Origin of the sequence: Pseudomonas sp. TMW22089, assembly GCF_022496645.1 — a bacterium.
Lineage (GTDB): Bacteria > Pseudomonadota > Gammaproteobacteria > Pseudomonadales > Pseudomonadaceae > Aquipseudomonas > Aquipseudomonas paraversuta.
This window is the reverse complement of record NZ_SCFG01000041.1, coordinates 1-17,420: the sequence shown is the minus strand read 5'-3', so window position 1 is coordinate 17,420 and position 17,420 is coordinate 1. Positions and strand designations below refer to the sequence as shown.

At 54.3% G+C, this 17,420-nt stretch carries 10 protein-coding genes and 3 pseudogenes; 6 read left to right on the top strand and 7 right to left on the bottom strand.

The genetic code is table 11. From position 1 onward, the window contains the following. Nucleotides 1–195: 195 nt before the first annotated feature. The gene (locus tag EQV90_RS21375) at nucleotides 196–1,518 is read left to right on the top strand and encodes a chloride channel protein (RefSeq protein ID WP_240878654.1); all 1,323 of its coding nucleotides are present in this window, start codon (nucleotides 196–198) and stop codon (nucleotides 1,516–1,518) included. A gap of 6 nt (nucleotides 1,519–1,524) precedes the next feature. Here the strand turns inward: EQV90_RS21375 and EQV90_RS21370 are convergent, their stop codons facing one another. Both EQV90_RS21370 and EQV90_RS21365 read right to left on the bottom strand, forming a co-directional pair. Then, on the bottom strand, nucleotides 1,525–2,802 hold the full coding sequence (locus EQV90_RS21370) for a DUF2254 domain-containing protein (RefSeq protein ID WP_240878653.1): 1,278 nt from the start codon (nucleotides 2,800–2,802) through the stop codon (nucleotides 1,525–1,527). A gap of 106 nt (nucleotides 2,803–2,908) precedes the next feature. Further along, entirely contained in the window at nucleotides 2,909–4,162 is a 1,254-nt protein-coding gene (locus tag EQV90_RS21365) for a sodium:proton antiporter (protein WP_200659815.1), read from the bottom strand. 300 nt (nucleotides 4,163–4,462) lie between these two features. On the opposite strand from EQV90_RS21365, the gene EQV90_RS21360 reads away from it, so the two are divergent. From EQV90_RS21360 to EQV90_RS21350, 3 genes and pseudogenes are all read left to right on the top strand, one after another. Next, nucleotides 4,463–6,343 (top strand): DUF294 nucleotidyltransferase-like domain-containing protein, encoded by a 1,881-nt coding sequence (locus EQV90_RS21360; RefSeq protein WP_106118391.1) that lies wholly within the window; start codon nucleotides 4,463–4,465, stop codon nucleotides 6,341–6,343. Continuing rightward, on the top strand, nucleotides 6,340–7,062 hold the full coding sequence (locus EQV90_RS21355; protein ID WP_106118390.1) for a 3'-5' exonuclease: 723 nt from the start codon (nucleotides 6,340–6,342) through the stop codon (nucleotides 7,060–7,062). Before EQV90_RS21360 ends, EQV90_RS21355 begins: the two co-directional genes overlap by 4 nt. A 48-nt stretch (nucleotides 7,063–7,110) precedes the next feature. Beyond that, a pseudogene (locus EQV90_RS21350) lies at nucleotides 7,111–7,284 on the top strand (helix-hairpin-helix domain-containing protein); the annotation flags it as partial. A gap of 57 nt (nucleotides 7,285–7,341) precedes the next feature. Here the strand turns inward: EQV90_RS21350 and EQV90_RS21345 are convergent. The 5 genes and pseudogenes from EQV90_RS21345 to EQV90_RS21325 form a co-directional block, all read right to left on the bottom strand. Next, a pseudogene (locus EQV90_RS21345) lies at nucleotides 7,342–7,983 on the bottom strand (methyl-accepting chemotaxis protein); the annotation flags it as partial. A 7-nt stretch (nucleotides 7,984–7,990) separates the two neighbouring features. After that, nucleotides 7,991–9,153, bottom strand: a protein-coding gene (locus EQV90_RS21340) for an IS3 family transposase (protein WP_240878652.1) whose coding sequence is annotated in 2 segments (ribosomal slippage) — nucleotides 7,991–8,901 and nucleotides 8,901–9,153 — 1,164 coding nt in all. Because the reading frame shifts where the segments join, the coding sequence is not laid out codon by codon here. A 65-nt stretch (nucleotides 9,154–9,218) separates the two neighbouring features. After that, nucleotides 9,219–10,199 (bottom strand): annotated as a pseudogene (locus EQV90_RS21335) (methyl-accepting chemotaxis protein); the annotation flags it as partial. 342 nt (nucleotides 10,200–10,541) lie between these two features. Beyond that, on the bottom strand, nucleotides 10,542–12,209 hold the full coding sequence (locus EQV90_RS21330; RefSeq protein WP_106118388.1) for a BCCT family transporter: 1,668 nt from the start codon (nucleotides 12,207–12,209) through the stop codon (nucleotides 10,542–10,544). 228 nt (nucleotides 12,210–12,437) lie between these two features. Further along, the gene (locus EQV90_RS21325; RefSeq protein WP_240878651.1) at nucleotides 12,438–13,925 is read right to left on the bottom strand and encodes a SulP family inorganic anion transporter; all 1,488 of its coding nucleotides are present in this window, start codon (nucleotides 13,923–13,925) and stop codon (nucleotides 12,438–12,440) included. A gap of 385 nt (nucleotides 13,926–14,310) precedes the next feature. On the opposite strand from EQV90_RS21325, the gene nhaA reads away from it, so the two are divergent. After that, nucleotides 14,311–15,504, top strand: a complete 1,194-nt coding sequence (gene nhaA, locus EQV90_RS21320) for a Na+/H+ antiporter NhaA (RefSeq protein ID WP_106118386.1) — start codon at nucleotides 14,311–14,313, stop codon at nucleotides 15,502–15,504. Nucleotides 15,505–16,885: 1,381 nt separating this feature from the next. Continuing rightward, on the top strand, nucleotides 16,886–17,420 hold a 535-nt coding region (locus tag EQV90_RS21315), incomplete at its 3' end, for an Ig-like domain-containing protein (RefSeq protein WP_240878650.1).

Genomic DNA, 17,420 nt, shown 5'->3' with positions numbered 1-17,420 from the left:
TCTTTTCGGTCACTTGTTTGACCGCCTGGATTTTGAATTCTTCGGGATATCGCTGGTTGCTCATGGCACCTCCTAATGGGCCTCATTTTAAGGCTTGGAGGTGTCTACGAAACTAGGGGCGATTCAACGTGACCGTTTAACCCGTTAATCTTGTTTTTGCATTTTATTGAACCTCAACAACGGGAATCCGCTCGGGTGATCAAACCGATATTGCTGATACGTCGTCGCTTTGCCTCGATCCGATGGCGTACTCGGGTGACACTCTGGGTCGCTGCTACCCTCGCAGGTTTGCTGGTAGTGATGTTCGCCCGGTTGGCTGACCTGGCGCTGATGCAGTTCGCTCAACAGGCCGTCGCCCGGCCGTGGCTGCCGTTTATCTACACGCCGCTGATCGGCATGTTTGTGGTGTGGATGACCTCGCGTTTTTTTACAGGGGCTCAAGGTAGCGGTATTCCCCAGGTGATCGCGGCTACGCGGTTGGCCCACCAAGGCAAGCCCGTGAATAAGTTGGTATCGTTGCGTCTGGCCTTCGCCAAGATAGGGCTCGGTACTCTGGCCCTGACCGGTGGTTTTTCAGCGGGGCGTGAAGGCCCTTCGGTGCAAGTCGCCGCCTCGATCATGCATTTCTTTCACCGTTACCTGCCCAACGCACGCATCATTCGCCCAGAAGACCTCATCCTGGCCGGTGGTGCGGCGGGTATTGCTGCTGCCTTTAACACGCCCTTGGCCGGTGTGGCCTTTGCGGTGGAGGAGCTGGGGCGCAAGTTGGAAACCCGCACCAGCGGGGTGTTGCTCAGCACGATCATTTTGTCGGGTATGGTCGCGATAGCCTTGCAGGGCAACTACAACTATTTCGGGCACTTCGACGTACAAGAGGCCAATTTCGATATCGTTCTTCCGATACTGGCGATTGGTATTGGCTGTGGTGTTATGGGGGGATTGTTCAGTCGGGTGCTCCTATGGCCACAGCGGTATCGCAGTTTTGTCGTCTGGGAATGGCGCCGCCTGCATCCAGTCTGGTTCGCAGGTGGCTGCGGCATGATCGTGGCGATTCTCGGTTGGCTCAGCGGTGGGATGTCCTTTGGCAGCGGTTACGGGATCACCTCCCAGATCATCGTGTCCGATGTTGGTTTGCCGTGGCACGCGCCGATTACGCGTTTTCTTGCGACCGTTGTGACTTATTTTTCCGGCATACCGGGCGGTATTTTTGCCCCCTCTTTGGCGGTAGGCGCCGCTGTCGGTGCCAATGTCGCTGAATACTTCGCCTTGGCGGCACAGCCCATCATTGCACTGTGCATGGTGGGGTTTCTGGCAGCAGTCACGCAATCGCCAATCACCTCTGCAATCATCGTGATGGAGATGATCGACAGCCATGGCATGGTTATTAGTCTGATGGCTGTTGCACTGATTGCCAAAGCAGTCAGTGCCAGGATGGGCCCCGAGCTCTATCAGCAGTTGGCGCGTGGCTTTCTGCAATCGGACGGCAGTGGCGCCGCCGCGCAAAAAGCCAACACGTAGATTGGGTCAGTGCAGCAGCGGTCGCGCCGCTGCTCTGAGCTTGTGCCGGTCCTCTTCGAGTACAAGTGCAGTGTTCGCGTGCTTGAGCAGCAGTTCTGCGTGCCGGGTACAGGCACCCCTGAACATCGCCGGGTTTATCTGTGCCAGGCTTACAAGGGCCTTCATCATGCGCAGGTCGACTTCCACTAGACCCGCGCCATCTCTGGCAATCGGTGCGAAGAAGTCATCGAACAGGTCATCCACGGTTAAACCGCGCAGGTAAACGTGCTGGCAGTCAGCGTCGATTTTCGCAGCGGGTTCTTTAGGTGTACCCCAACATGTCAGGCTTCTGACGCCGCGCCCAATGACGTCAATGGCGGTGCCGGGGTCATTGACGGCCGGCGACAAGGCGCGGGAGGCGATCTCCGACAACACTGACAAGCAGAACCGGGGATCGTGTTCGAACGTTCGACGCACGCCGATAGCCAGGGTAGCAATGATTTTTTCGTTGCTCGACGCCAGTTCCTCCCCGCGTGCCTTGCTTAAGCTAACGGTTCTTGCGAGCGGCATGCCGATATGCACAAAGCTTCCCGGCAAGACGTCCATAAATATCTGTATCTCGTCTGTGTTGGCGATCACGCCTAACGCCTGAACGTCAATGTGCTGGACGTACCCCGTGTGGAGGCTTGTGATGATCAGCGCAGAACTGGGGATCACTGACTCGCAAGGGTAGGCGGCTGCCCCCAAATGCGGCCATTGGACTCGATTGTTAATGGCATCAATGGCTGCCTGCTCGACACGGTCAATAGTTTCTCCCACCCGCCCAAGCTTGGACAAATGATCGATCCAGCGCAGCAGCGTGTAGACAATCAGAATGACCACGACAATGGTTACCGCGAATAGCAAAACCCTCCCTTGTGTACCGTAGGCGCCGGTACTCAGCGCAATGATCCCCACCAGGCTGAACAGGAATGAGCCAATAAAGGTGGCCAGGGCATTTTGTGTCGTGGTGTCTTCCATCACCAGTGTAGTGGCGCGGGGTGTCACGCCGCTGCTCGCTGCACCGTAGGCGGTGACCATGGTGCTTAACGAAAAGGTCGTCACCGCGAGCATGCTTGAGGCAATGATGCCTAAAATCTTATCGACGGCGTCGGCACCGATGCGGGCGGGCAACGATTCGGGAATGTAGTCCTTGAAGACAACGGCGAGTAACGCGGTGGCAATACCCAGCAAGGAAAACAGACTCGCCCTGAACCACAGCCGTTTGGTCAATTGGTGCAAAACCCAGCGCCAGCGTGCGAGCATTTTTATACCTCCTGCAAATAACGCGATGGGACCCATCGCACGGATTCAGGGAAACGAAGGCGGTGAGTTAATTATCCTTAATGGAGTCTGTCGTCTGGTCAAGGGTTCATCCAGCGTCTTTGTTTGCAGCACACGGAATGACTCTCTTGACCAATTTACCGATCGACATGCCTTGGATCAGGATAGAAAAAACGACCACTAGATACGTCAGGGAAACCACGATATCGCGAGCCGCGCCTGGGGGCAGCGACAACGCCAATGCCACCGATATCCCGCCCCGCAGGCCGCCCCAGGTCATCACACTCCAGGCACCTTCCGGTAGGCGGAAGCGTTTACCCAATACCGCAATGGGAACCCCTACAGTCAACAATCGTGATAACAACGTCAGCAATATGACCAGCAGGCCAGTGGTGAGCAATGGGTTAGAGAACTGGATCAAAACGACTTCCAACCCGATCAATACAAACAGCACTGCGTTGAGTATTTCATCGATCAGTTCCCAGAACATGTCCAGGTTTTTTTCAGTCTGCTCGGACATGGCATGGGAGCGCCCTTGGTTACCCACAATCAGTCCCATCACCACCATCGCCAATGGGCCGGAAACATGGAACTGAGTGGCGAGTGCATAGGCGCCGAGAACAGCGGCCAAGGTGATGAGCACTTCCTCCTGATAGCTATCGATACTCTTGAGCATTCTGTAAGTGATATAGCCCACGCAGGCGCCTAACAGAGCACCGCCTCCGGCTTCCTTGAGTAACAGATGCGATGCACCGATAACCGACGGTGTCTGCCCGCTGGCGATCATTGCGACGATCAGCGAAAACAGCACGACACTCACGCCGTCGTTGAACAGTGACTCACCGGAAATGACCAGTTCCACGCTATGGGGCGCGCCGGCAGATTTCAGAATACCCATCACGGCGATGGGGTCGGTGGGGGAGATCAGCGCGCCAAACACCAGGCAATAAGACAACGGTAGCTGCAGTTCTGTGAGGGACAACAACGCCCAGAGCCCGAAGCCGATGAACAATGTTGAGAGCGTTGTCCCTACTACCGCCAAGGATGCAACCTGCCATTTGTAGGCCCGCAGCTCCGATAGGTCCACATGCAACGCCCCAGCAAAGAGCAGCAATGACAACATGCCTTGCATCAGCAGTTCGGAAAAGTCGATGGACTCCACCAGCGACTGCTCAAGGGTATGCAAGGCATGAAAGCCCAGCGCATCGAATGCCATATTCAATAGTGACAGGCCCAAGGCAATGCCCATCACACCGATGGCGGATGGCAGGCCGACGTAGCGCCGATTGAGATAGGCAAGTACTGCCGTGATGCAAAGGAAGATTGCAATAATGTCCAGCATTGACCCGCTCCAATAAAACAGGATGAGGAAAGCACCCTCGGCAATGCAGATCGCAAATGCTTCTGACCGTTCAGAAATAACCGCCGTCAGCGCTGTGCATTCAGTGAATGCCGCGCCTGCCGGGATTATAAATATGACGGCCCGCCGTTACGCAGCAGTTGTTGCCACTCATAGCGTAGATCAGACGTGGCGCTTGATCCTCGTATCGGGATGTGATGTGGTGGGCGACACAGAAAGGCCACTGCCCTTTGCGATGTAGGGCGCTCGTAACTTTAATTCTTTTCAGCATTTCGAGGTTTCATGCAAATCGAGTTACAGGAGATCAGCGACCACCTCTATCGTTTTGCTCCATTTGATACGCTGCCAAAGGAATCGGTAGACGCCATCGCTCGGCGGGTAGAAGTGAGTTATTTCAAGGCCGGCAGCGACATCCTTGAAGCGGGCGCGATCATTCATGACTTGCACTATGTGCGTAGCGGTGCGGTGGAGATTTACCGGCGCAATGGCGAGCTCTACAACCGACTTGTCGAAGGCGACCTCTTCGGTCAGGCCGGTTTGTTGCGCAGTAACAAGGTGCGTTTTCCCGCCCGGGCCTTGGAAGATAGCCTGATCTATTACATACCCGCCGACGTGTTCGCTGACCTTTGCGCGCAGCATGATGCTTTCGCCGACTTCGTTGAAGCTGAGGGGCACTCCAGGCTCAAGACTGCCGTTGAGGCGCAGGGGCGTGCCAGTGAGCTTATTCAGCTCAAATGCCGAGGCCTTATCTCTCGGCCCTTGGTGTGGGTCACGTCGGATACCTGCGTCGGCGACGCGGCAAAAATCATGACAGAACAAAGCGTTTCTTGCGTTCTAGTGATGTCATCAGCGGGCTTGCAGGCGGCTGAAATCCAAGGGATCGTGACGGATCGGGACCTTCGCACACGTGTTGTCGCGGCCGGCCGAAACGCTGACGAAACGGCTGCCCGAGACATCATGACGGCCGAGCCGGTAACGATAGGCGCAGACGACTCAGTGTTTGAAGCGATGCTGGTGATGTTGCGCCGTAATATTCACCATCTGCCGGTGGTCCATCATGGCCATCCGATTGGGCTGATCAACCTGTCGGATATCATCCGCTACGAGTCACACAGCAGTTTGTATCTGGTAAACAGAATTTCTAACCAGACTTCGGTCGACGGCCTTAAATCGCTTTTGCGTGACCTGCGCGGAACCTACATTCGCATGGTGCGTGACGGCGCGACGGCGCACATGATTGGTAGCGCGATTTCCGGTATTGGCCGGGCCTTTACCCAGCGTTTGCTGGAGCTCGCAGAGAAAAAACTGGGGCCGCCTCCGGTGCCTTACTGCTTTATGGTGTTGGGTTCCATGGCGCGTGATGAGCAGTTGTTGGTGACGGACCAGGATAATGCTCTGGTGCTCGACGACCGCTTCGATCCAATCCAGCACGATGCTTACTTCCGAGCGTTGGCGACGTTTGTGAGTGATGGCCTGGCCGCATGCGGTTACAGCTATTGCAAAGGCGGAATCATGGCGACGAACGATCAGTGGCGTCAGCCGTTGAAGGTATGGCGAAGTTATTTTGATCAGTGGATCGAAAAGCCAAACCCCAAGACGTTGCTCAATAGTTGTATTTTTTTCGATCTGGATGGTGTGTTTGGCGAGCTCGAGCTTGTTCAGGAACTGAAAGTTCTGTGTGCTCGAAAATCCAGCGCACATCCTGTTTTTCTAAGTGCCATGGCTCGAATTGCCCTTAACCGGACGCCGCCATTGGGCTTTTTCCGGACCTTTGTGGTTGAGACAGACGGACAGCACAAACGGATCATCAACCTGAAGGGGCGAGGTACCGCACCGCTGACAGACCTGATCCGCATCCACGCGCTCGCGTGTGGCAGTACCGCGCAGAATTCATTTGATCGTATGGACGCCATCGCGAACAGCAACGTCATTCCGCCTGAAGCATTAAAGCAACTCCGATACGCGCTGGAGTTCCTGTCGATGGTGCGAATTCGACATCAGGTTGACGCACTGGAGCAGGGAGCGGCGCTCAATAATTATGTCGAGCCGGAACGCTTTTCCAACAGTGAACGACATAATCTCAAAGAGGCGTTTCAGGTCTTGAGTAATGGCCAGAATTTCTTGCGCTTCCGTTATCCGTCAAAGGGTCGCCTGTCGTCATGAAACACGTGAAAGCGCAGCCCAATCATAAAGTGCTGGAGTGGTCTTCCAGGTTCGAGACCCTGGCAGACAATGCCGTTAACAGCCGCTTGCGACAGTTCTATCAAGCCGGCGCGGTCTCGGCACAGACCTCCATTGACAGCTTGCAACTGCTGGCCATGGACGTGGAAACCACCGGCCTTGATGCACAGGCTGACAGTATTGTGAGCATCGGGGTAATGCCGTTCACGCTGCAGCGCATTTATTGTGGGAATTCGCTTTACTGGGTGATAAAACCAGCGTCCGAGTTGAATGAAAAGTCGGTGACGTTTCATCACATAACCCATGCTGAAATTTCAGATGCTCCCACCTTTGAGCAGGTGCTGGCCCCATTGCTGGAGGCCATGGCAGGCAAGGTGATGGTCGTCCATTATCGGAATATTGAACGAGCCTTTTTGGATCAGGCAGTGCGTAGGCATTTAGGGGAGGGGTTTGAATTCCCGGTCATTGATACGATGCAACTGGAAGCCCGACTACATCGGCAAAAACGTGGATGGTTCGCCCGACTTATGGAGCGCTCACAACCGTCCATAAGGCTGGCGGATAGCCGGGCGCGCCTTGGTCTTCCGGCTTATCACGCTCACCATGCATTAACCGATGCCCTGGCAACCGCAGAACTGTTGCAGGCGCAGGTAGCGACTTATTACTCAGCGTCAACGCCTGTTGGCGAGTTATGGAACTGAGTCACCGCTTGATAGTGAAACGTTAGCGCCTGTCCGACCGATATTCCTGTAGGCATTGACTCACTAGCGGTCAGTATGGTGAATGCTTGTGACATCCTGGCTCAGGCATCGGCCGTAACCGGATCAATGTGCGGGAGGAATAGCCCGCAAGCGCGGGCTGCCATTACCTCGGCCATTGAGCTTTCAAAAGACTTCCGGTCAAGCACTCAGCGTGTCTCATGATCCGTTTGAGAGCCCTCATCGCGCCAGGCACACATCGCGTGTACTGCGTCATTTTTTTCAAACAACGAAGCGATTCACCATCTTATTAAGATCAACCGCCAGCTTTGACATTTCCCCGCATGCGCTGGCTGTTTGACTGGCGCCTGCAGAACTTTGCACGGCAAGCTCTCGAATGCTGACGAGATTACGATCAACTTCTCGGGCAACATGGGCCTGTTCTTCAGACGCAGTTGCGATCAACATATTTCGCTCATTAATCTGCGTAATGGCCTTGGCGATCTGATCCAGTGAACTGCTGGCCTCCTGTGCCACATCGAGGGATTGGGTTGCTAGCTCTTTGCTTTTACTCATGGCTTCGACTGCTTCAGCTGAATCGCTCTGCATTGCGGAGATCATCTGTTCGATCTCTTGAGTGGAAGACTGCGTTCTGTGCGCCAACGCCCTGACCTCGTCAGCAACGACTGCAAAGCCGCGGCCTTGCTCACCAGCCCTGGCAGCTTCAATCGCTGCGTTCAACGCCAGAAGGTTAGTTTGCTCTGCGATTGCACGAATCACTTCGACGACTTTGTTGATGCTTTGAGCCCGCTGTGACAAAACCTGAATCTTGTCACTCGTGGCTTCAACATTGCCGCTGAGTTTTTGAATCGACTTCAACGTTTGAGAGACTCGCTCTAAACCGGTCTCAGTAAAGCCCTGGGTGTAGTGGTCAACTGATCCCGGACACTGAATTGAGTTTTTCCTCAGCGACCGCAGGCGCTAGCCCTCCGTTGAACTGGTGCGGTCGCCGCCAGTTGCATCGCTCCATCAGGAACCGGCCGATATCCTGTTGCGCTAGCGCAGCGCTTATGTAGCCCACCGTCGGTATCCATTCACTTTTTAGGCTGCGAAATAGCCGCTCCATCGGCGCGTTATCGTGGCAGTTGCCGCGCCGACTCATGCTCTGTGGGAAGCGGTATCGCCATAGTCTCTGGCGGAAACTCCGGCTGCCGTATTGACTGCCTTGATCGCTGTGAAACAGCACATTTTGAGGCCGGCCACGCTGCTCATAGGCCATGTCCAGCGCTTTGATCACCAAGTCGGCGTTGGGCTTGGCTGAGAACGCCCAGCCCACAACCCGGCGCGCATAAAGATCGATTACCGCCGCTAGATAGTGCCACCGACCTTCGGCCCAAACGTACGTGATGTCACCGCACCAAACCTTGTCGGGGGACGCCACGCTGAACCCTCGATCAAGCACGTTCGGGATATCAGGCCGCTCCACGGTCGCCTTTTTATAGGCATGGGAGCCCGGCTGTTTGCTGATCAGGTTCATCTCGCGCATCAACTTACGCACCTTGAATCGCCCGATCTGCATACCGTCCTCTTTCATCATCAGCATGATGCTCCGGCTGCCCGCAGCGCTCCGGCTTTGCGTAAACAGCTCGTTCACGCGGCTGCGCAAAACCACCCGTTCGGCATCCGGATACCGACGTTTCCGGCAGTAGGCGTAGTAGCACGATCGGGTTACTTCGAATACCGAGCACAACAGATCAATCGGCTCTTGAGCCCGAAGTTGATCGATTAACGCGAACGCTCGTGTTCCTCGGCCATCAAGAGCGCGGTGGCCTTTTTTAAGATCGATTTTTCCCGTTCGAGCCGATTGATACGAGCTTCGAGTTCCTGGATTTTTTGCTGCTCAGGCGTCAGGGCTTTGCTGGTCGGAGTAACACCGCCACGTTCTTGCTGGAGCTGGCTCACCCAACGACGCAAGGCCGACTCAACAAGCCCAAGCGAACGGGCTGCTTCGGTATGGCTGTAGCCTTGGTCGAGCACCAGGCACGCCGCCTCGCGCTTGAACTCAGGGGTAAAGGTACGACGTTGCTTGGTCATCAGACACCTCTCTGTGGCGAGCATTCTCGCCTAAGTGGGTGTCCGGTTTCATTAGACCACTACAGGGTGCGACGCGACTCTTCCGAGGCCGACTCCGCATTACGGGCCACCTCATCAACCGCCGCACTCATCTCAGTTACCGCAGTGGCAGCTTGGTTGACCTCATCATTTTGGGAGATGAGACCTCGACTGGATTCCTCAGTGACCGCTGTCATTTCTTCTGCGGCTGAGGCCAGCTGTGTAGATGAGTCGCCGATTTGCATGATGGTTCTGCGAAGGTTCTCTTGCATTTGGGCCAGCGCTTTTAACAGGCGTCCGGCTTCATCCTTCCCGCTGACGTGCACTTCTTTGGAGAGATCACTGCCGGCGATGCGTTCTGCCACAGATAACGCTGCACCGATTGGGGTCGTAATGCTCTTGGTCAGAAGTGTTGCCAACGCCACAGTTAGGACTACGACAACTGAAATAAGGCCAATGATTACCCAGATACCGTCGGAGTAAGTATTGGTTGCGTATTGCCCAGCCGCTGTGGCGCCGTCGTTGTTGAAGTCAGTCAGGGCTTTGATTTCACCCTCCATCCTATTAGTCAACGGCCGGATACCTGTACTCACCAGGTTGACAGCGGCAGGTATGTCACCGCGCGCCATCAAAGGTTCTAGGATATCCAGCTGTTTGGCATACGCATCGGCGGATGCTTTCACTACTAGATAACGCGTGCGTTCGTCGTTGTTAGCGATTAGCGGTTCATAATTCAGAACCGCATCCGCGAAAGTCTTCCGGTAACCTGCGAAGGACGCAACCGTCGATTGAAGTGCTTGAGGGTCAGCAAGTGCACGTTGAGTTTCAAATCTGAGCCGCATTACTCCAACGTTCATCAGTGCCGTTTGTCGGACACTTGGAAGCCAATTGGTTTCGACATCTTTTTCGGCGTCCCGCAGCTTGCCCATCTGCACAGCAGCAACTGCGCCGAGCACAAAGACCAACAGAATGATTGACGCAAAAAACAAGGAAGCGCGTGGAGCTACGTTGAGATTTCTAAGGTGCATGCGAGCTTCCTGACTGCGAAGGAATGATCTAGGTATCTAGACTATCGACCTGACGTTAATAAACTTAATCAGGCCTCTCGCTTTTAACTGCTCTGCTAAGTCGCCTGCGCGCATCCGGTGATGCATTTGCTGATATCCAGTGCGACAGTGCTTTTCTACGTTTGAGTTTCTAATATGGAACTCTGCTGGAAACCGGAACGTGAACGGTCATGCAGGCATGTACCAAATTCTTACGGAGAGGGTTTTTTCGTCGTAAATGTCGGCCGCTCAGGCTGACGCCATCGCTCCAGGCGATGGCGTCAGGGGTTGTTTGCTGTGCGCTGACAGCGAAAGCCCGATTCGCTAACGAGGCTCCGACATCAGTCCTTTCACCAGCGATACACACCCGAGCATCAGAACGATTGCGAAAGGTAAACCTGTGGATACTGCCATTGCCTGCAGTGCCACCAGCCCCCCACCCAACAGAAGGGCAATCGCAATCACGCCCTCGATGACTGCCCAGAACACTCGTTGAGGCACAGGCGCATCCACCTTGCCGCCGGCGGTGATCGTGTCGATTACCAAGGAGCCTGAGTCCGAGGAGGTAATAAAAAACACAATGACCAGAACGATGCCCAGGAAGGAGGTGATCTCTTTAAGCGGGAGCTCTCCCAGCATGGCGAACAACTTCAGCTCCAGCACAGCGTCCTTGACGCCCACCAGGCCCTGTAAGGTCGTTTGGTCAATGGCCGTTCCGCCGAACGTTGTCATCCACAGCACAGACACCACTGAGGGAACGAGCAAGACCGAGATCAGAAACTCTCTGACAGTTCGACCACGACTGACGCGCGCGATAAACATGCCTACAAACGGCGACCAACTGATCCACCACGCCCAGTAGAAGGCCGTCCAGCCTTGGGTGAATTGGGTGTCAGTGCGGCCGAATGGATTTGACAGTGCCGGCAGGTATTCAACATACGTCACCAGGTTCTTGAAGAACCCTGTGAAGATGGCCAAGGTCGGTCCCACTACGATGATAAACACCAGTAAGAGCAATGCGAGTCCCATATTGATCTGGGAAAGCATTTTGACGCCCTTGTCCAAACCGGAAAGGACTGACCACAGCGCGATCAAGGTAATGCCAACGATCAGCACGACTTTACTGAGATTCGTCGATTGTATCCCGAAGAGATATTCAATCCCCGCGGCAGCCTGTTCTGCACCAATGCCCAGAGAGGTTGCCAACCCGAATAGCGTGGCGAATACCGCCAGGATATCGATGATATGCCCCGGCCAGCCCCAAACGCGCTCACCCAACAGTGGATAGAAAATCGAGCGTATCGAAAGCGGTAAGCCCTTGTTGTAAGAAAACAACGCCAGGGACAACGCCACAATCGCATAGATCGCCCAGGGATGAAGTCCCCAGTGAAAGATCGTAGCGGCCATTGCCAAGTCGGCGGATGCTTTCATATCGCCTGCTGCACCGCCCAACGGCGCCCAGTCCGTACGCACGCCGTTCGCATCGACTGTCACGCCTCCCATGGACGCCGCGTAATGCGACATGGGTTCGGCGACGCCATAAAACATCAAGCCAATGCCCATGCCCGCGGCAAACAGCATTGAAAACCATCCGACGTAGGAGTGGTCTGGTTTGGCATCTCTGCCGCCCAAACGCACCTTTCCCAACGGGGAGAAAATCAACGCAATGCACAGCACCACAAAAACGTTCGCAATGCTCATGAAGAGCCAGGCGAGGTGACTAGTCAACCAGTTCCGGATGGCGCTGAAGAGGGGTTCTACTTCATTCTGCAGTGCCAATGTCAAAATCACGAACAGTAAAATTGTGGCGGCTGAAATGATAAATACTTTGCCGTGGATATCGAGCGAGAACGAAAACTCTCCTTTGATATTGTCTTGACCGATGACGTAGTCAGTGTCGATCAGGTTGGCAGCTCCACTAGGAGCAGGAATACCGTCCTCACTGGGGACGTGAGGGGTGTTAGGCCGATCATCCGTAGGCTTTTCAACCATGAGAATCTCCTTGTTGTTGGCGCGTTTTAACGCGCAGTTGTCATTATCCCCGCTGTTCCTATGGTAAAACGAGATGTAAGCGCCTTTATCCTAACAAGCTTTGAGAACAAACCCGGCAAAACCTGCCGGTTGAATAGCCCTTCGATCGAATATGCCACCGTCACATGACGTCTTTTTGGGCTGCAATCTATTCGATTGAGTGCAATGAACAGGTTTGGGCGGGCCAGATTAATGCCCCATCAACTTATTTATGCCATCGGGTTTGTCGTGAACGCCAAAGCGATCCACGATCGTGGACGTAGCTTGGTTCATCCCGATAACATCTACGTGAACCCCTTCTCGGCGCAGCTTCAGCACTACCTTGTCGAGCGCAGCGACTGAAGTAATATCCCAAAAGTGGGCCTCTCGAAGATCGATGGTCAGGGTCTCCAGTCGTTCCTTAAGATCGAACGAATGAGTGAACCTGTCTGCTGAGCCAAAAAACACCTGGCCTGTGACGTAGTAAGTGCGATGGGCATGTGCGGGGTCATGCTGAGAAGTGACCTCCAGGTAATGTCCGATCTTGTTGGCGAAGAACATGGCGGCCAGCAAGGTGCCTGCGACAACGCCGTAGGCCAGGTTATGGGTCGCGACGACCACGACCACCGTGACCAGCATCACGATGTTCGTTGAGAGCGGATAGTCTTTGAGATTGCGGATGGAGTCCCAACTGAAGGTGCTGATGGAGACCATGATCATCACGGCGACCAACGCGGCCATCGGTATGCGGGCGAGCCAGTCGCCCATGAAGATCATCATGATCAGCAGTGAAACGCCTGCACTCAGCGTAGACAAGCGGGTTCGTCCGCCAGATTTAACGTTGATCATCGACTGCCCGATCATCGCGCAGCCTGCCATGCCGCCAATGAGGCTGCTGGTGATGTTGGCGATGCCCTGGCCTTTGCATTCACGATTCTTGTCGCTGCTCGTGTCTGTCAGGTCGTCGACGATGGTTGCCGTCATCATCGACTCCAGCAAACCGACCACTGGCAGCGCGGCAGAGTACGGCAGTACGATCATCAGTGTTTCAAGGTTTAGTGGCACGCTTGGCCACAAGAATATCGGCAGACTATCAGGCAGCGAGCCCATGTCGCCCACCGTATGTATATTCAGGCCCATGTAGATCGAAATCGCAGTCAGCACGATGATGCATACGAGCGGCGAGGGGAGCAGTTTTCCTACGCCCGGCAGCCTTGGGAACAGGTAAATAATCGCCAGTCCGCCAGCAGTCATTGCGTAAACGGGCCAGGTTACCCCGGTGAGTTCTGGCAGCTGCGCCATGAAAATCAGGATCGCCAAGGCGTTAACGAATCCTGTGACGACTGATCGCGATACGAAGCGCATCAGCTCGCCCAGCCGCAGATAGCCCGCGATTATTTGAAGTACGCCGCACGTCAGCGAGGCGGCGAGGAGGTACTGAAGGCCATGATCCTTGACCAGGTTGACCATGAGCAATGCCATGGCGCCGGTGGCCGCCGAGATCATCGCCGCACGCCCCCCAACAAACGAGATCACAGTGCAGATACAGAAAGAGGCATAAAGGCCAACCTTGGGGTCGACGCCGGCAATAATAGAAAAGGCAATAGCCTCTGGAATAAGCGCCAGTGCAACAACGAGGCCCGCGAGGACATCGGCTCGGATATTTGACAGCCAAGCAACTTTGATCTTTTCAAACATTTATTTACCCATGGCAGGCACCACATCCCGCGCAGCGGTTAGCACTGAGCCGTGTGTGCTTGTGTCTTCAATTGAGTTGTGGAATGGCCGCGGCCAAAAAAGCAGGCGCAGCAAAGTACGACCGCAGCTAGGAGGCGGTCAGGGGCGTGCGAGGGGGCGGAGCGCTATGGCGGCGTAGGCAGCCAGTTCGAGCGTGGCAAGGTAAGTCCTTCGGCGTATCGTATACAGACCACGGGATATTAACCGGCCGTAGCGCACTCGTACAACCGATAGGCGGTCTTGCAGGAACCTATCATGTAGAATATGCCGCGGGTGTCACCGCAAAACGCGGGAGGGCAGGTTTAATTCAGCGCAGGTCGGGCCGCCGCGCGGAGTGACTGCGCCTATGAGCTTGAAATCCTCACGTCCGGATAAAACCCACGGCCATCGTGAATCTCCCGCCACGCGTGCTTTTTTCTCCCGTTTCCTGGCCGCGGAATCAGCGGGTGGCCTTATACTCATGGCCGCTGCTTTGATAGCACTCCTGGTTGCTAACTCTCCGTTGGCAGACATTTACTTCTCGTCACTGCATGTAAAAGTCGTTGGCCTCTCGATTGAGCACTGGATCAATGATGGCCTGATGGCGGTCTTTTTCATGCTGGTGGGGTTGGAGATCAAGCGCGAAATGTTGGTCGGCCAGTTATCGAGCTGGGGCCAGCGCGCTCTTCCAGGATTCGCCGCGTTAGGCGGTATGCTTGTACCTGCTTTGATTTATATTGCGGTCAACTGGGGTAACGCCGAAACCTTGGGAGGGTGGGCTATTCCGGCTGCGACCGATATTGCGTTTGCCTTGGGCGTACTGTCGCTGCTAGGTAAACGTGTGCCCATCTCGTTGAAAATCTTTCTGTCTGCGCTTGCGATTCTTGATGACCTAGGTGCCGTACTCATCATCGCTCTGTTTTACACCAGCGGCTTGTCGGTCAGTATGTTGCTGGCCTCACTGGGCGTTATTGTGTTCCTGGTGATGCTCAACCGATTCGGTGTGACCCGGCTCTGGCCTTACCTGATAGCGGGCGGTCTGCTGTGGTTCTTTATGCTTCAGTCTGGTATCCACGCGACCTTGGCCGGTGTCATTCTCGCACTGTGCATTCCGATGCGGGCGGCGAGCAGCGAGCGCAAATCACCGCTCATCCACCTGGAAGGAAAGCTGCATCCGTGGGTCGCTTTCGCTGTTGTGCCCATTTTCGGTTTTGCCAATGCTGGAGTGTCTCTTGCCGGTATCTCTCCCAATAACCTGATCGACCCGGTACCTCTGGGGGTAACGCTTGGGCTATTGCTAGGCAAGCAAATTGGTGTGTTTGGTTTGGGTGCGCTGGCGATTCGCGCAGGGCTGGCCAAGCTGCCTGAGCAATGTAATTGGTCTCAGCTGTACGGTGTAGCGCTGCTGTGCGGCATTGGTTTCACAATGAGCCTGTTCATCGGGGCGCTCGCCTTCCCGGATAACCCGCATTTGGTCGATGAGGTGAAAGTTGGAGTGCTTATGGGCTCTATTCTTTCCGCTGTCCTCGGTGTTGCTGTTCTTTTGAAGGTTAAACATTAATCCTGAGCTCATCTATCCGTTGATAGCTGCATGGGGGGGGATGAGCATCCAGTAGCGCCTACGGGTTCAGGCATCATGAATGCTGCTGTTCGATCAATTTTTTGGCCTTGAGATGCTCCGAAAACAAGTCCAGAATTAAGTACTTTCCTGCTTGGGAAAGAAATGAAACCCCTTAGATTTCAATAGGTCGGACACCAGATGCGAGTCTCGTTTCCCGCTCCAAACATTGCACTACAGATTTTTACCGATCTGCAAGTGATTGAAACAAGGACCTTCGGGTCCTTTTTTCGTTGCGGCGAAAACCACTGAAATCCAGCACTGTCCGGTGTGTCCTGTATTTGGTCCGGGAGGATGGCGCACAGGGAAAGGCAGATTGTTGCGGAGCAATTCAGCCAGCAAAAAAAGCCGTTGGCCCTGACTCTGATCAAGCCTTCGCGCGGGCATTATCAGAAATCTTTATTGAGTGTGTCCGTATCGCGGGTATTGAACCCATGCCGGCAAACTAACCTCATACAAGCGCGCCTTGATGGTCCAAAGTATTAATCTTTGTAAACTCTCTAGGCAACAGGGTTGTATCGTTCGTTATATGTCCGGGCTTTAATACGTTGACAGGGCCCTAACGGTTGTTCGGCAGGTGTCCGGCTTTATTATGCGCATGGCAGTATTCTGCTTTTCTCTGCAATGAACTTGATGGTTTGTTAAATCTGTATTTGTGCCTTCGAACAGTCTGTTGGTTATTGCGTTTAAAATATGGGTGCCAAATTCGGCAGGGTTTACTGTCTGCATTGATTATCTGTTTTATATCTAATTAGTCGTCCACGGATCGTATTGATAATACAGGGGTTTTGAGAGGTTCGGTAATGTATGCAGGCGCTATAGTAGAGCTGTGGGTGATTGACGAGTTTTTAAGAGTGCTCTGATTGTTATAAGTTGTTGTCTGTGGTTTTCGACCCGCTAGCAACTTGGGGTTACATAAATCAACGCTGCTTGAGTGTTTTTAATGTTGGGCAGTGCTTTAGACTTTTCGGCGTTAATTTTAACGCTGCCTTATTAACTGATATTGGCCGTAATAATTAATACGCAATGTTTTTTAAGATGATAAGGGTCTAGATAGATGGCAACTCCGAATACGCCTGCTTTTATTACGCAAATAGTTGATCAGTGCATTGACTACACTGGCGATATTTTTGATCGTGGAATCACAGTCGACCCAACTCCCCAGTTGAGCGGCAGGGCGCCTGCCAACAGCCCTGTATATATATATGACGGTGGGAAACTGATCGGTAGTGCAAAGGCGGACGGGAGTGGGAACTGGAGTTTCACCCCTGATCGCGAACTTGGCACCGGCTTACATGCTCTCACCGTTATGGCTCACGGCAAAATGAGCGAGCCGCTAATTATCACTGTTGAGGCAAGCGGTGCCTCCACAGGTCGTCCAGTCATTACCAGTGTTGTCGACAATCAAGGTGAGTCGGGTCAGGTGGAGCATGGCGCGACCATCAGCGACAAATCGCCCACCCTGTCGGGCACTGCAGCCCCTAACGCCTATGTCGAGATTTTTTCCAGCGGTCGGTCCGTTGGCGTTGTCCAGGCCAATGCCGAAGGCCACTGGAGCATCACCCCGACGTTGCCAGAAGGGCTGAATATCCTTAGCGTCAAGTCGCAGGGGCAATACAGCGAAATTTTCACACTTAATATTGAGACAGCGACCATGGTCAAACCGACCATCGAGAACGTCTACGACAATCTGGGTGAGTCAGGTCTGGTGGGCGAGGGCGCCATCACCGACGACAACACCCCCACGGTCTCGGGTAATGCGCGGCCGGGTGCAATTGTTCAGCTGTATGCCAATGGTCGAGAAGTCGGTCGTACCCAGGCCGACAGCAACGGTAACTGGAGCATCACCACTTCCGCTC

What these genes read in the sequence shown, in the direction of transcription:
- EQV90_RS21365 (WP_200659815.1), bottom strand. Translation starts at nt 4,162, where the DNA reads ATGCTGGACATTATTGCAATCTTCCTTTGCATCACGGCAGTACTTGCC.
- EQV90_RS21330 (WP_106118388.1), bottom strand. Translation starts at nt 12,209, where the DNA reads ATGGTTGAAAAGCCTACGGATGATCGGCCTAACACCCCTCACGTCCCC.
- nhaA (WP_106118386.1), top strand. Translation starts at nt 14,311, where the DNA reads ATGAGCTTGAAATCCTCACGTCCGGATAAAACCCACGGCCATCGTGAA.
- EQV90_RS21355 (WP_106118390.1), top strand. Translation starts at nt 6,340, where the DNA reads ATGAAACACGTGAAAGCGCAGCCCAATCATAAAGTGCTGGAGTGGTCT.
- EQV90_RS21325 (WP_240878651.1), bottom strand. Translation starts at nt 13,925, where the DNA reads ATGTTTGAAAAGATCAAAGTTGCTTGGCTGTCAAATATCCGAGCCGAT.
- EQV90_RS21360 (WP_106118391.1), top strand. Translation starts at nt 4,463, where the DNA reads ATGCAAATCGAGTTACAGGAGATCAGCGACCACCTCTATCGTTTTGCT.
- EQV90_RS21370 (WP_240878653.1), bottom strand. Translation starts at nt 2,802, where the DNA reads ATGCTCGCACGCTGGCGCTGGGTTTTGCACCAATTGACCAAACGGCTG.